General features: G+C 75.8%; 12 protein-coding genes and 1 pseudogene. 4 read left to right on the top strand and 9 right to left on the bottom strand.

What is annotated here, in order from left to right; genetic code table 11:
• Nucleotides 1-24: 24 nt before the first annotated feature.
• The 4 genes from ACI797_RS17730 to ACI797_RS17715 all read right to left on the bottom strand — a co-directional run bounded on the left by ACI797_RS17730 (nucleotide 25) and on the right by ACI797_RS17715 (nucleotide 3,240).
• Nucleotides 25-252, bottom strand: a complete 228-nt coding sequence (locus tag ACI797_RS17730) for a helix-turn-helix domain-containing protein (protein WP_456860067.1) — start codon at nucleotides 250-252, stop codon at nucleotides 25-27.
• A 732-nt stretch (nucleotides 253-984) separates the two neighbouring features.
• Nucleotides 985-1,956: a hypothetical protein gene (locus tag ACI797_RS17725; RefSeq protein ID WP_456860066.1), complete on the bottom strand. Its 972-nt coding sequence runs from the start codon at nucleotides 1,954-1,956 to the stop codon at nucleotides 985-987.
• Between the two features lie 220 nt (nucleotides 1,957-2,176).
• Nucleotides 2,177-2,434 carry a recombinase family protein gene (locus ACI797_RS17720; RefSeq protein ID WP_456860065.1) on the bottom strand — a complete coding sequence of 86 codons (258 nt, stop codon included), beginning with the start codon at nucleotides 2,432-2,434 and terminating at the stop codon, nucleotides 2,177-2,179.
• Nucleotides 2,435-2,946: 512 nt separating this feature from the next.
• Nucleotides 2,947-3,240 carry a WXG100 family type VII secretion target gene (locus ACI797_RS17715; protein ID WP_456860064.1) on the bottom strand — a complete coding sequence of 98 codons (294 nt, stop codon included), beginning with the start codon at nucleotides 3,238-3,240 and terminating at the stop codon, nucleotides 2,947-2,949.
• Nucleotides 3,241-3,394: 154 nt separating this feature from the next.
• On the opposite strand from ACI797_RS17715, the gene ACI797_RS17710 reads away from it, so the two are divergent.
• Complete coding sequence (locus tag ACI797_RS17710) at nucleotides 3,395-7,507, top strand: FtsK/SpoIIIE domain-containing protein (RefSeq protein ID WP_456860063.1); 4,113 nt, start codon at nucleotides 3,395-3,397, stop codon at nucleotides 7,505-7,507.
• A 12-nt stretch (nucleotides 7,508-7,519) separates the two neighbouring features.
• Here the strand turns inward: ACI797_RS17710 and ACI797_RS17705 are convergent, their stop codons facing one another.
• The 4 genes from ACI797_RS17705 to ACI797_RS17690 all read right to left on the bottom strand — a co-directional run bounded on the left by ACI797_RS17705 (nucleotide 7,520) and on the right by ACI797_RS17690 (nucleotide 11,603).
• Entirely contained in the window at nucleotides 7,520-8,044 is a 525-nt protein-coding gene (locus tag ACI797_RS17705) for a DUF6912 family protein (protein WP_456860062.1), read from the bottom strand.
• A 72-nt stretch (nucleotides 8,045-8,116) separates the two neighbouring features.
• Nucleotides 8,117-9,496 carry a WS/DGAT/MGAT family O-acyltransferase gene (locus tag ACI797_RS17700; protein WP_456860061.1) on the bottom strand — a complete coding sequence of 460 codons (1,380 nt, stop codon included), beginning with the start codon at nucleotides 9,494-9,496 and terminating at the stop codon, nucleotides 8,117-8,119.
• Nucleotides 9,497-9,588: 92 nt separating this feature from the next.
• Nucleotides 9,589-10,884, bottom strand: a complete 1,296-nt coding sequence (locus ACI797_RS17695) for an AAA family ATPase (RefSeq protein WP_456860060.1) — start codon at nucleotides 10,882-10,884, stop codon at nucleotides 9,589-9,591.
• A complete protein-coding gene (locus ACI797_RS17690) occupies nucleotides 10,884-11,603 on the bottom strand; it encodes an SAF domain-containing protein (protein WP_456860059.1) in 720 nt (239 codons plus the stop codon). Before ACI797_RS17690 ends, ACI797_RS17695 begins: the two co-directional genes overlap by 1 nt.
• A 196-nt stretch (nucleotides 11,604-11,799) precedes the next feature.
• Here ACI797_RS17690 and ACI797_RS17685 point away from each other — a divergent pair, with 196 nt between their 5' ends.
• Nucleotides 11,800-12,087 (top strand): helix-turn-helix domain-containing protein, encoded by a 288-nt coding sequence (locus ACI797_RS17685; protein ID WP_456860058.1) that lies wholly within the window; start codon nucleotides 11,800-11,802, stop codon nucleotides 12,085-12,087.
• A 9-nt stretch (nucleotides 12,088-12,096) separates the two neighbouring features.
• On the opposite strand, the gene ACI797_RS17680 is transcribed toward ACI797_RS17685, so the two are convergent.
• A complete protein-coding gene (locus ACI797_RS17680) occupies nucleotides 12,097-12,666 on the bottom strand; it encodes a hypothetical protein (RefSeq protein WP_456860057.1) in 570 nt (189 codons plus the stop codon).
• Nucleotides 12,667-12,765: 99 nt separating this feature from the next.
• On the opposite strand from ACI797_RS17680, the gene ACI797_RS17675 reads away from it, so the two are divergent.
• Complete coding sequence (locus tag ACI797_RS17675; RefSeq protein WP_456860056.1) at nucleotides 12,766-13,446, top strand: hypothetical protein; 681 nt, start codon at nucleotides 12,766-12,768, stop codon at nucleotides 13,444-13,446.
• Nucleotides 13,447-13,527: 81 nt separating this feature from the next.
• Nucleotides 13,528-13,803 (top strand): annotated as a pseudogene (locus tag ACI797_RS17670) (Rv3235 family protein); the annotation flags it as partial.

Below are 13,803 nucleotides of genomic sequence, written 5' to 3'. Positions count from 1 at the left end.
GCCGTGGCCTGCTGGAGGGCTTGCTCAGAGCGCGACCCACACGCCCTTGTTCTTGAACCGGGCCTTCATGCGGCGCAGGTCCTGAATGGCGTAGCGCCGGTCCCCTCCGTCGGGGGCGACGTACGTGTCGGGCAGATACCCGGCAGCGTCCCAACTGCGCACGGTGTGGACCTTGACGCCGGTGATGCGCGCCGCCTCGGCCGGGGTCAGCAGTTGCAGCGGATCCACAGGCGGGTCGACAGCCGGCTCCACCCTTGTGGATCCGACGTCGGGTGGCTGCAGCGGCTCTTCGACGACCTCGCGAGTCAGAACACCGTTCTATGGCATGAAGTCGCCCCAGGTGGTCAGGGTAGAGACCCTCGCGCGCCTGGCCGGCGAACTGGGCCTTCTTCTGCGCTCGCTGATCCCTCCGCCTCCACCGCGTCACGACCTCGACGCGAGGTCATCCGAAGTCGAGGCCGCCCGAGTCGAGGACGACGACGCCCCGGCCTCATCGGCCTGCTCTACGACCGAGGCGCGCCAACGCTCAACACCCACATCGCAGCAGCACTCGGCCGGACCCTCGACCGCGTACGCCAAGCGCTCGACGAGGTGGACCACCGTCTTCACCAAGCCGGGCTACGCATCGCTCGCTCGTACGGGGGCTTCACCGTTTGTCCGCTGTTCGACTGCACCGAGGCCCGGCAGGACCTCGAAGCCATCCGCGCAACGGCAGCCACCCGGCCGGACACCGCCATCCGGAAGACGTCTGAGCACCAAGCCGCTCACGAGGTCTTCGCCAGAGGTCAAGTCAGCGCTCCCCACAAGGATTCGGCACACCTTCGTCGAGGGTCGCCGGGCTCATCTCGGCGTCCCCGACATGAGCACCACGACCGTCACGTCAGCGAAGCCACCCGGTACGCGCATCCAACTAAGTCCCGCGACTAGACGGTCGGCAAGGCCACATCCGCCCGGCAGCGCATTCGGTACCGGCCGCTCGATGCCTTAGAAAGTGGCCCCGTGCACCGGCTCAGGCCAGTCGGACGACTTGGCCACCCCTCGGACGACGCCGTCAATCACAAGAGCAAAGCCGAGGACGTCGATACTGCCGTCCGCCTCCGTCGGCACCTGGAAGACGAGGTCACCTTCCTGCACGGGAGAACCGTCTGCGTTCTGGCGCAATGGTTTGTAGTACGAGTTGCCAGGCTCGATGGTCTGCCCGTCCCAGATGGTGGCAAAGCCGCTCCACATGCCTCCCGCCACCGGTGTTGCGTCCCGTGGGACGTTCGGCGGTATGGCCCAGTAGTTCTGTCCCTCCCACTCAACGACGAAGGGGGCGTCGCCCGCTGACGCTGTGAGGGGCGGAGGAGCCCAGCGCTGGTCGATGGCGCGAGAGCGTACGAGGAGACGAAGGGTGGTTGGCGCGTGCAGAGAGATGTCAATCGACTCGCTCGTGTTGTTGATGATTCTCGGACGGATCTTGACCTGACTCTGGCCAGAAACAGGAAGCCCATCGGCACCGAGGAACGGGTTCTTGCACCAATAGACCACGCAAATCTCTACGTCCGGCAGGACGGGGTCAGTCGGATCGGGCGCGTTACACGGCTGGCTCAAGTTGATGGCCGACGCAGTCGGACTGGCGGTCGGGCTGGCAGAGGTGCCGGAGCTGCTACTGGATGTACTGCTCCCGGTCGCCGAGGTCCCTCCACCACCAGTCCCCGAATCGCCCTCGCGGGGTGTCACGACGCTGAGGCCGAGGAGGGTCGCCGCCAAGACAAAGGCGGTCCCAACCAGTGTGAGACCCCTCCGCGACGCTCCAAGGTGCCTCCGTCGGTACAGGATCACCGCGCCCGCAAGAGCGACAAGGCCGAGGACCAGACCCAAACCGGCGATTAGACCGAGGTCCTTGAAGATGCCGACAAAGGCTGATGCCGACGCCACAAGCGTTGAGAGCACACCGAAAAAGACCGCGACCATCGCGTGCTTCCCGCCTGAGGAGCCACCTGACCCACTCTGCGCGGTCCCCCCAGTCACACGCGCGACCTTACTGAGCATTCGGGTCTAGCGAGTGTCGTTGGGGCGGGTCGACAGAGCCCACCCAGCATCACCAGCCGCGTGGGCCTCTGCGGATCCTCCGCGCCCCAGCGGCAGGCAGATGGCTCGGTCAAGCGAACGGCCGTGACACCCGGGACCAGCGCTAAACGACGATGAGGTCGGCCTGGTCGTGCTCGATCATGCCGATGGCCTTCTCCGTCTGGCGGTGTCGCCAGATACGGCCGCTGAGGTCGAGGTCCTGCAGCTTTTCGATGATCACGTAGCCGTGTCGTCGGCAGTGATCCTCGATGGCCCGCAGCTGCAGATCAGGTCTGATTGTGCCGTCGTGGGCCCTGCTCACCCAGATGTAGGCGACGGCACTGAGTGGAGGGGGTTGGACGGGGGAAGCGTCGAGTGCCATGGGTCATCCTCGACCGAAGTTCAGGGGGCGACAGCGCGAGCGCGGCCCCGGCTCCCCCCGTTCCCTTGGAGAATCGAACCGGGGTACGTACATCTACCGTCAGGCCGCGCGTTAACAACCCCGGGTCGGCGTGGGGCGGTGAGGTCAGTGGACTGCGCCGACACCCGCCATGCTGGTGATGATGGCACACTGATGGCACACGCCGACGCTCACCGACTATCGGCAACGATCACTGACGATCGCTATTTCTGCAGGTCAGAGAACTGCTGACCGGATCGCCGCTGGCCAGCAAGAGCGGGTACGCAGTTCCGACCGAACTGCATCTGCTCGCTCCCGATGTCGACGCGTGCGGGCGCGCGGCGATCGCGGAGCGCGGGCCCACCCCGCGGCGCACGGCGGGCCGGCTGCCCACCACGAAGCACCGGTGACCCGTCTGGACGGCCGCCGATCCTACGGTGCGCACCGGCCGGCACCCCGCGTCCGGGGGCGGCGTCCCCCGGACGAGGACCTGGTCACAGCAGCGCGCCGATGCGCGCGGCCATGTCGGCCTCGTGCTGCTGGTACGACGAGGCCACGTTCGAGAGCAGCCCGCCCATGCCGTTGAGCGCGTCGGCCACGCCCTGCGCGGACAGCCGCCACTGCTCGGACAGCTCGGTGAAGCGGGCCGCCGCCTGGCTGTCGGTCCACCCGTCCAGCACCGAGGTGTTGATGCCGGCGGAGAGGGCGGCCTGGCGGCCCGTGGCGTCGGCCGCCTCCGTCCGGCACTGCCCGGCCATGTGCTGCAGGGTGGCGATGTCGACCTTCACGGCTCCTCCTGTGCGTCCGGGCCCTTCCCGGTCGACGCGGGACGCTAGGCGGGACCGGCCCGGCATCCCCGGAGGTCGTCCACAACCAGGCCGGTTGTCCACAGGTGCCCGTCCGACGCCCACCACCCGCGCCTGGGCGGGACACCATCCGCGGGTGATCGAGTCCTCCGCGGCCGCAGCCGCGCCGCCCCGCGGCACCCGCTGCTGGACCCTCTGGGCCGCCGACGGCGCCGTCGACGTGCAGGTGACGGCCGCCGACGACGCGCCCCTCGGCGAGGTCGTCCCCGTCCTCGTGCGGGCGCTCGGCCCGGCCGTCGACGGCCTGTGGTCGGGTTCCACCCGGCTCCCCGACGACCTCGCCCTGGACGTCCCGGAGCTGGCGCACGGCGCGGTGCTCGGGTGGGGCCGGCCCGGTCCGCGCGCACGCGCGGAGCGGCGGACCAGCGCCCTCGAGCTGCACGTCGTCGGCGGGCCCGAGGCGGGTCGCACCGAGCCGCTCGGGCAGGGCCGGCACGTGCTCGGCCGGGGCGCCGAGGCCGGCGTCCGGTTCGACGACCCCGACGTGTCCCGGCGCCACGTGCAGGTCACCGTGGCCGCCGGCGAGATCACCGTCGCCGACCTCGGCTCGACCAACGGCACCCGGCTGGACGACGCCGCGGTCGCCACGGCGCCGATCGCCTGGCCGACCGGTGCCGTCCTGCGGCTCGGCGCCAGCGCCGTGACCGTGCGCGGTCCCGAGGGCGGCTCGGCCGCGCTGAAGCGGGGTGCGGGCGGGCGGCTGCGGCTGCGCCCCGCCCCCCGGTTGCCCGCCACCCGCCCGGAGGTGGAGGTCCGGTTCCCGCGGCCGCCGGCGCCCGCGCCGAGGCGCCGGCTCGCCTGGATCGCGGTCGCGGTGCCGCTGGTCGCCGGCGTCGCGATGGCCTGGCTGCTGCACACCCCGCAGTTCCTCTTCTTCGCCCTGCTGAGCCCCGTCATGGCGGTGGGCACCTGGTGGTCCGAGCGCTGGTCCGGGCGGCGCGACGGCCGCCGGCAGACGGCCGAGCACGCCGCCGCGCTCACCGACGCGCAGCAGCGGCTGACCGACGCGGTCCACGCCGACCGGCGCGCGACCGGGACCGCGCACCCGGACCTGGCGGCGCTGACGACCGCCGCCCGGCGCCGGTCCGGGCGGGTCTGGGAACGACGCCGCGGTGACGCGGACGCGCTCCACGTCCGCCTCGGCACGGGGCAGCGGCCCTGCGCCGTCACCCGCGTGTCGCCGGAGGGCGACCGCGAACGGGTGACCGCCGAGGACCTGCCGGTCGTGGTCGACCTCCGGGCGAGCGGAGGGCTGTCCGTGGTGGGCCCGCGTGCGCCGGCCACCGGGGTGCTCGCCGCGGTCGTCGCCCAGGCCGCGGTCCTCCACGGTCCCGACGAGGTCCAGCTCGTGCTGGTCGCCGACGCCGGGAGCGCCCCGGACTGGGACTGGGTCCGGTGGCTGCCGCACCTGCAGCACGTGGACCTGGCGCCCGTGGGCGCGGCCGCCGACGAGGAGCTGCTGCGGTGGGTGGGCCGGGTGGTGGCGGCCCGGCGCGCGGCGGTGGCCGAGCACGCGCCCGGCGACGCGGCCCGCCTCCCGTGGGTGCTCGTCGTGCTGGCCCGTCCGGTCGGTACCGGCGTGGTGGCCGCGCTGCGGGCCGGCCGGGACGTGGGCGTCGTGGTGCTCGCGGCCGCCGCCACGGAGCACGAGCTGCCCGGTACCGCGGCCGGGGTGCTGACCCTGGGCGGGGAGACCGGCGCCCGCGGCGACCTGCGCTGCGCGGACCAGCCGGACGCGCGGCACGTCGTGGTCGACCGGCTGCCCCGGGCGACCGCCGAGTCCCTCGCCCGGGACCTCGCCGCCCTGCAGCCCGCCGCGGCCACGGCCGCCCTGCCGCGCGAGGTGCGGCTGCTGGACCTCCCGGCACCCGGTCTCCACCTCGACGACGACGACCGCACCACCGGCCGCTGGAACCGGGCGCGGGACGCGCTCACCGTGCCCCTCGGCCGGACGGCCGAGGGGCCGCTGGTCGTCGACCTCTGCCGGACGGGGCCCCATGCGCTGGTCGCGGGCACGACCGGGTCGGGGAAGTCGGAACTGCTCCAGACCCTGGTCGCCGGGCTGGCGCAGCACCACCCACCCGACCGGTGCTCCTTCCTGCTGGTCGACTACAAGGGCGGTGCGGCGTTCGCCGACGCGGTGTCGCTCCCGCACACCGTGGGCCTGGTGACCGACCTCGACGGTCCGGCGACCCAACGGGCGCTGCGGTCGCTCGGGGCGGAGCTCACGCGGCGGGAGAACGTGCTCGCCGCGCACGGGGTCGCCGACCTCGCCGCGCTCCCGGAAGGTGTCGACCTGGCCCGCCTCGTCATCGTGGTGGACGAGTTCGCGGCACTGGCCGAGGAGCACCCGTCGTTCGTGCCCGGCCTGATCGGCATCGCGCAGCGCGGGCGGTCGCTGGGAGTGCACCTCGTGCTCGCCACCCAGCGGCCGGGCGGGCTGGTCTCCCCCGAGATCCGGGCCAACTGCAGTCTGCGGATCTGCCTGCGCACCACCGACGAGGCCGACTCGCGGGACGTGATCGGCACCAGCCGGGCGGCGTTCCTCCCGGTCGACCGGCCGGGGCGGGCGCTGCTGCGCGCCGGGAGCGCACCCCCCGTCGAGTTCCAGGCAGCCCGGGTCGCCACGCCCGTGCCGGCCGCCGACGCCACGCCCGTGGTCCGCCGCTGGTACTGGTCGGCGGGTGGTCCGGCCGCTGCGACGGCCCCGGCGGGCGGCGACGGCGACCTGACCCGGCTGTCCACCGCCCTGCGCCGGCACGCGACCACCACCGGGGTCCCGGTGCCGCACCGGCCGTGGCAGCCGCCCCTCCCGGACCTGCTGCCGGCCGGGTCGCTCGAGCCGGCCGAGCGCGCCACGCGCCTGCGGATCGGCCTCGTCGACCGCCCCCACGTCCAGGCCCGGGAACCGCTCGAGGTCGACCTCGCCGATGGTGGCGGCTGGCTGGTGGTGGGCGGTCCCCGCAGCGGCCGGACGACGCTGCTGCGCACCGTGCTGGCGGAGGCGGTCCACCGGCTCGCGCCGGACGAGGTGCACGTCCACGTGCTCGACCACGGCGGCGGTGCCCTGGCGGCCGCCGCAGCGGCGCTCCCGCACACCGGCACGGCGGTCGGCGCCGACGACCCGCTGCGCACGAGCCGGCTGGTGGCCCGGTTGGCCGAGGAGGTGGCGCAGCGGCGGGCGGGGCGCCGGGGCGGTGTGTCCCCCGCCCTGCTGCTGCTCGTGGACGGGCTGGACGCGGTCGGCGGGCAGCTGGACGTGGCCGACCCGGGCCAGGGCTCCGCGGCGCTGCTGCGGCTGGTGCGCGACGGCGCGGCGGTCGGGCTCACCTGCCTGCTCACCGCTGACCGCGCGGTGCCGGGAGGCCGGCTGGCGTCCGCCGTCGGACAGCGGCTCGTCCTCCCGCTGCCCGACCGGGCGGACTACGCGGTGGCCGGCATCCCGGCCCGGCTGGTCCCCACGGCGCGGCCGCCCGGACGAGCGCTGCTGGGGGAGGCCGCCGTCGAGTGCCAGATCGCGCTCCCCCGGCCCGCGGCCCCCCAAGCCGCGCCGGCGGCGGCCCGGTCAGCGCTGCGGATCGCCGAGCTGCCCGCCGACCCCCGGCTCCGCCTGCCCGCTCCTCCCGGCGACAGCGAGTCCGCGTTGACGCTGCCGGTGGGGCCCGGCGGGGACGAGGGCGGCGTGCTGTCGGTGGACCTCCGGCGGTCCGGTGGGCTGCTCGTCGTCGGACCGGCGGGCAGCGGCCGTTCCTCGACCCTGGAGGCGTTCGCCGCCCACCTGGCGCACGCCGGGGCGGCCGTCCGGGTCGCCGACCCCGCCGCCGTCGACGACCTCGCGGCGTGGGCGGCGGCCCTGACGGACCGCCCGGGCGTCGTGGTCGTCGACGACGCGGCCGCGCTCGGCGACGCACCGGCGCTCCACCTGCCGCCGCGGACCGCCGCGGCCTTCCCGGTGGTCGTCCTGGCCGCCGGCCAGGCGGCCGATCTCGCCCGCCTCTACCAGGGGCCGCTGGCCGACCTGCGGCGCGGCCGCACCGGGCTGCTGCTTACCCCCGGTCCAGGAGACGCCGACCTGCTCGGCGTCCGGCTGCCGCGCGCACCGGTGGCCGTCCGCCCCGGCTCGGGCTGGCTGGTCGTGGCCGGGACGCCGCAGCGCGTGCAGGTCGCGCGCCACCGGGACGCGGCCTAGTCCGTGGCAGGCTCAGAGCAGGTCGAGCGCGGGACCGATCTCCTGCGTCGCGTACCAGGCCAGCTCGTGCCCCTCCGCCTGGTCGACGACGAACTGGGCGTCGTCGCTGCCGAGGTCGGCCTCGAGCACCACGTCGACCGCGGCCCGCACGTCGTCCTCCGCCTCGCTGCCGTCGATGTGGGCGCTGGCGACGTCCCGGAGCGCGATGTCGCCCGGCACCCGCACCGTGCCGCGCTCGGCGTCCGGGTCGACCGCGGGGTCGTCCCGCGGCTCGACGGCGGCGTCCGGGACGTCGGCGGCGAGCACGACCCGCCGGCGGGCGGCCAGCGGGTCCACGTCCAGCAGCCGCAGGCTGGCGCGGGCCGCGGTGAGCAGCGCCGCGTACTCCAGCTCCTCGGTGTCGGCCTCGGCCTCGCTGACGGCGTAGAAGTCCCGCAGCGCCGGCGTCACCGCGAACGCCGTGTGCGGGCCGGGCAGCCGCCCCTCGTCGACCAGCGTCCGCAGCACGGTCGTCGTCGCCGGCAGGTACACGCGCACGCGGTCCGCTCCCTTCCTCGGTGGACGGCGACCGTAGCGCGGCGGGGCCGGGCAGCCCTTCCCGGCCCGGGGTCACCCCGCGGCGCGCACCAGCTCCGCGACCTCCTGCTCGATCAGGTCGGCGAGCACGTCGACGTCGCCGACGCTGTCCCGGTCGGCGTTGAGACCGATGAACACGCGCCCGTCGTAGCTGGTCATGCCGATGGACAGCCCCTGCCCGCGGGCCAGCGGCACGACGGGGAAGACCTCGAGCACCCGGCTGCCCGCGGCGTAGAGCGGCACCTGGGGCCCCGGCACGTTGGTGACCACCAGGTTGAACAGCCGCCGCGACAACCCCCGCGCGGCCCGCACCCCGAGGGCGTGCATCGTCGGCGGCGCGAACCCGGTGAGGGCGATGAGCCGGTCGGCGCCGACGGACTGGCCGTGCAGGGCGACCCCGCGCATGGCGTAGCCGAGCCGGGCCAGGCGCACGCCCGGGTTGGGCTCCCCGACCGGCAGGTCGACCAGGAACGAGGCGACCCGGCCGCCGGGCGAGGCGTCGGCGTCCTGGAGCGACACGGGCACGAGCGCGCGCACCGACGTCGAGCCGGTCACCGGCTCGCCGCGCGAGAGCAGCCACTCGCGGAGCGCGCCGGTCACCACGGTCAGCAGGACGTCGTTGACCGTCCCGCCGTGCAGGCTGCGGACCTTCTTGACGTCGTCGAGGTCGGCCCGGGCCACGGCCACCCGCCGCTGCCGGCCGGTCGTGGTGTTCAGCGGCGTGTGCGGCGCCGGGAAGACCGCCGAGCGCGTCGCGCGCAGCAGGTCCCGGCCGACCCCCAGCACCCGCGCCGCGCCGGCGCGCACGTCGGTGACCGCGTGCCGGGCGGCGTCGAGCGCCGCTGTGGGCCGGTGCGCGTACTCCTCGAGGGCCTGCAGCACCAGCGCCGCGGCTCCCGGCGGCCGGGCCGGCGTCCACTCCTCCGGCGCGGGCACGGGAGCGTCGGGCTCCGGGTCGAGCAGCACCTGGCCGATGTCGATCGCGCTGAGCCCGTCCACCAGAGCGGGGTGCGTCTTGGTGATGACCGCGACGCGGTTGCCCTCCAGCCCCTCGACGAGGTAGAGCTCCCACAGCGGCCGGTTGCGGTCCAGCGGCCGCGACATCAGCCGGGAGACCAGCTCCAGCAACTGGGCCTGCGTGCCCGGGCGGGGCAGCGCCGAGCGCCGGACGTGGTAGGCGCAGTCGACGTCGGGGTCGTCGGCCCACACCGGGGTGGCCAGGTTGCCGGGTACCTCGATCACGCGCTGGCGGTACCGCGGCACCAGCGGCAGCCGCGCGGCGACCAGGGAGGCGAGGGAGTCCAACCCGTCCGGCGGGGCCTCGAGCACGAGCACGCCGCCGACGTGCATCGGGTTGAGCCGTTCCTCCAGGTACAGGAACGAGGCGTCCAGTGCGGTCAGCCGCTCGACCATCGCTCTCCTCGTGGGTGGCCGGTGCCCCACGCTACGGGGCACCGGTCGCGCGCACAGCAGGATGCGACGACCGTCACGCCCCCGGCTGGGGCTCAGCCGGCGCGCCGGCGGCCGGTCAGCCGGCGGCCGGACGCGGCGGGCTCGGGGACGCCGGCCACCTGCGCGGCCAGCGACCGGAGCGCGCCGCGCAGCGGCGACGCCGGGGCGGCCTCTGCCAGGGTCCGGCCGGCGGCGAGCGCGCCGTCGGTCGCCCGCCGGTCGGCGGGGAGGAAGAAGCCGACCGGGCACCCGGCGAACCGCTCGAGCGCCTCGGCGATCTCCGCACGGGCGTTCCCGGGCACCGGACCACGCCGGACCTGGTTCACGACCACGACGGGGTCGACGTCCGGCAGCACGTCCCGCAGCTCGCCGAGCGCCCGCACCGTGCGCTGCAGCGCCACCGGGTCCGCCCCGCTCACGCACAGCACGGTGTCCGCCGCCTCGAGGACCGCCAGCGTGGCGCCGTTGCGCCGCGGCGCCGCCGTGTCGAAGGACAGCTCCTCGTCCTCCTCGAGGCAGAACGAGCAGTCGACGACGGTCAGGTCGGCCAGTCGGCGCGCCTCGTCCAGCACCGCGCTCACCGCCCGCGGGCGCAGCTCCGGCCAGCGGTCGGCCCGCGCCAGGCCGGTGAGGACCCGCAGGTGCGGCCGCACGGTCCAGGCCAGCCGCGCCAGCGCGGTGGTGTCCAGCGAACCGAGGGCCGCCTGCCGCGCCGCGCCGGCCAGCCCCGGCGACTCGTCGAGCAGGCCGAGGACCTGGGCGACCACACCGCCGTACACGTCCGCGTCGACCAGCAGGGAGGGCACGCCCAGCCGTGACGCCTCGTCGGCCACGCCCACCGCCACGGTGGTCCGGCCGGGTGCACCGAGCGGTCCCCAGACGGCGACGACCCGCCCTCGTCCGGCCGGGCGGTCCTCCGGCGCCGGGTGTGCGCCGAGCACGGGCAGCGCGGCCCGCGGGTCCCCGATGTCCCGCCCACCGGCGGGGACGCCGTCCACCGCCTCGCGCAGCGCACGGGCGATGGCCTCGGGGTCGGCGTCGGCCGGCAGCACCCGGTGCACGCCGAGCTGCCGGAGCCGCTCGGCCGCCCGCTCGTCGCCCGGCTCGACGAGGCCCACCACGGCGACCCCCGCGGCCTCCAGCCGCGCCACCGCGTCGCCGTCCAGCCGGCGCAGGTCCGCCGAGAGCAGTGCGGCCTGCCCGGTGCCGGTCGCGGCCGCCGCCAGGAGCTCGGACACGTCCACGCAGCGGCGGACGACGGCCACGCCGTGGTCGGCCCGGTCGAGGGCCCCGACCAGCTCGGACTCCCAGGCGGCGCCGGTGACGGCGGTGAAGACCTGCAGCGCCATCAGTCGGCCGGGTCCGCGGCGTCGACCGAGTCGTGCACGACCACCACCAGCGGCCGCCCGCCGATGGCCGCCAGCACCTCCGGGGCCTCGTCGGCGTCGACGGAGACGACCACCTGCACCGTCGTCGTCGGCGTGGACAGCACGCCCTCGGACCGGCCGGAGACGGCCTGCACCGGCGCCGAGGTGACCACCGCCGTCACCGAGCCGTCGGCGACGGCGGTCGCCCCGGCGGCCGGGTCGGCCACCGCGTAGACGTCGACGAGCTGGCCGCGCTGCAGGCTCGGCGGCACGAAGCCCGACTGGACGGGCAGCGCGAGCTGGACGAGGTCTTCGGGCGCCACCAGGGCCGAGCGCGGCAGCAGCTCTCCGGAGCGGACGGTGCGGGCGAGGGTGCGGCCCTCGGGGCGCGTCGTCGTCGACAGGTACGCCCGCCCGGTGTCGTCGAGCCGGACGTCGACGACGACGAGGTCGTCGGCGGTGAGGACCGTGCCCGCCGCCAGGTCGCCGGCCGCCGCCCACACCGGCACCGTGGCGTCGGCGGCGGCCACCACGCGGGCGCCCAGCAGGACCGAGCCGAGCACCAGCAGCAGACCCAGGACCAGCCGGAGGTCCAGCCACCGCGGCGGGCGCACCCGTCGCGGTGACGCACCGGGCAGCTGCCCCGCCTGCCGGGTGCCGTCCACCGGTGCGCTGGCGGGGGCGGGACGGACTGCGGTCACGCGCGGTTCCTCCGGTCCCTCCCGTCGTGCGGGAGCGCGGTTGGTCGCCGACGCCGCCGGTCGGTGTCGATCGGGTGCAGATGATGCGCTACGGACGAGGGTGCGTGCATTCGCCGTCCACACGTTCGGGTGTGGACGGTGGTCACAGGCCACCGGTGCGGCTGACACACTGGCCGGGACGGACGGAGACGCACCGATGCCCACACCTCGCTTCCTGACCCTCGACGACGTCGCGGAGATCCTCAACGTGAAGTGGTCGCAGGCCTATGCGCTCGTCCGGCGCAAGGAGCTGATCGCCATCCAGATCGGTGGCCGTGGTCAGTGGCGGGTGGAGGTCGACGAGCTCGAGCGCTTCATCGAGCAGAAGTACGCCGAGGCCAGGGCCGGGACCGTGCCCGAGGAGCCGCCCTCCCCAGCTCCTGGCGAGGCGCCGTCCGAGACCGACGAGCCCTCGGTCCCGACCGGAGGACGCCGCCGGCGCTGAGCCGCCCGGTCAGCCCGCTCCGCCGGGCCCCGTCCGGACCACCACGACCGCGTCCAGCGCGACGGCGACCACCCCGCGCACCGCACCGGGCCGCCGCTGCGTGCCGAGGTCGTGCTCCGCGAGCTCCACGAAGTCGGCGCCGACCCGGTCCACCGTCCCGGTGAGCACCGCGCCGTCGTGGAGGAGCAGCTGGACCGCCCTGCGGTCGCGCGCCAGCGCCCGCACCGCCCACCGCAGGTCCAGCCGCCCGCGCACGACGCCGTCCTCCGCCGGCACGGCCGTCTGCCGGCCGAGCCCGCTCACCGCCACCACGGCCGCGCTCGCCACCAGCGCCTCCCGGCCGGCTCCCTCCTCCACCAGCACCCAGTCGACGCCCACGTCGGCCAGCTCGCCGCTGACCTGACCCGCGCCCCGGCAGCGCAGGGACACGCGGGCGCCCAGCGCGCCGCGGAGGCGGTCGGTCAGGCGGACGGCACCGACCTCGGCGCGCGTCCGCGACGCGTGCTCCGCCCGCTCGGCGTCCGCCTCGGCCTCGTCGAACTGCGCCTGCAGATCGGCGAAGAGCTGCTGCCAGCGCATCCGGCACCTCCTCGCGATCAGCGTAGATCCTTGTTGATGATTGCCTTTACTTGCGTTTGCTTGATCTAGTCTCATCTCGGGCTCACGGGAGGAGGCGACATGTCGGCACGGCGACTGGTCGGGACGGCGCTCGCGATGGCGGGCACCGCCCTCGCACTGGCCGTCCTGGGACCGGCTCCGGCCGCGCTCCACCCCGCGGTGCTGGAGCCCCAGCTGGTCGCCGACACCGCCGGCCCGGACGCGGTCGTGCTGTCCTGGGCGGCGCTCCTGGCATGGGCCGTCTGGGCGTGGGGAGCCGCGGGCCTCGCGCTCACGGCCGCCGGCGCGCTCCCCGGCCTCGCCGGGTCCGCTGCGCGCGGCCTGCAGCGCGTCGTCCTCCCGGCCGGCGCCCGCCGCGCTGCGGCGGTGGCCCTGGGCATCGGTCTGGGCGCCGGCCTCGGCGCACCCGTGGTCGCCGGCGCGGCACCGCTCGCCCCGAGCGCCGTCCCCGCCGCCCCCGACTGGCCGCACGCGACCCACGGCACGTCGCCCGACTGGCCGCAGCAGCCGGCCACGCCCACCGCCGCCCCCGACGCCGCCGGGCACGTCGTCGTCCGGGGCGACTGCCTCTGGGAGATCGCCGAGGAGCACCTCCGGCGGACGACGGGTCGCGAGCCGGGCGACCGCCAGGTCGCCGACGCCGTCGGCGCGTGGTGGGCGGCCAACGCCTCGGTGATCGGCGCCGACCCCGACCTCCTCCTCCCCGGCCAGGTGCTCCGGCCGCCGCCCACCCCGACCTGACCAGCGCAGCCGCCGCCCGTACGAACCCGCCGCTCCCCCGGCGCCCCGTCACCCGCACCGTCCTCACGAGGGAGCAGCACCATGACCGCACCCACCACCACGCCGCCGACCGCCCCGTCGCTCCGGATGGTCGTCGTGCCGACACCGCAGCCCCCGCTGGTCGACCAGCAGGGCCCGCTGCGCCTGGTCGTGCCGGGGGTGCGGCCGCCCCGGCCGGTGCACCGGCCGGGCCCGCGCCCGCGGCCTGTGGGGGTGCGGCCGGATGCCGACTTCGGCCCGACGTGGTGGGGGGGCGGCGCCCGGCCCCCCGGGCGGCCGCCGGGTGGGCGGCTGCGCGTTAGGGCGCTCGAGCTGGGG

This window comes from Geodermatophilus sp. SYSU D00691, assembly GCF_054050275.1.
Note: the sequence above shows the minus strand (reverse complement) of the source record. Positions and strands in the feature narration are given on the sequence as shown.

Bases quoted from the DNA above. Each gene is read 5' to 3' on its own strand.
- ACI797_RS17675 (WP_456860056.1), top strand. From the start codon at position 12,766: ATGTCGGCACGGCGACTGGTCGGGACGGCGCTCGCGATGGCGGGCACC.
- ACI797_RS17680 (WP_456860057.1), bottom strand. From the start codon at position 12,666: ATGCGCTGGCAGCAGCTCTTCGCCGATCTGCAGGCGCAGTTCGACGAG.
- ACI797_RS17720 (WP_456860065.1), bottom strand. From the start codon at position 2,434: ATGGCACTCGACGCTTCCCCCGTCCAACCCCCTCCACTCAGTGCCGTC.
- ACI797_RS17685 (WP_456860058.1), top strand. From the start codon at position 11,800: ATGCCCACACCTCGCTTCCTGACCCTCGACGACGTCGCGGAGATCCTC.
- ACI797_RS17700 (WP_456860061.1), bottom strand. From the start codon at position 9,496: ATGGTCGAGCGGCTGACCGCACTGGACGCCTCGTTCCTGTACCTGGAG.
- ACI797_RS17695 (WP_456860060.1), bottom strand. From the start codon at position 10,884: ATGGCGCTGCAGGTCTTCACCGCCGTCACCGGCGCCGCCTGGGAGTCC.
- ACI797_RS17725 (WP_456860066.1), bottom strand. From the start codon at position 1,956: ATGGTCGCGGTCTTTTTCGGTGTGCTCTCAACGCTTGTGGCGTCGGCA.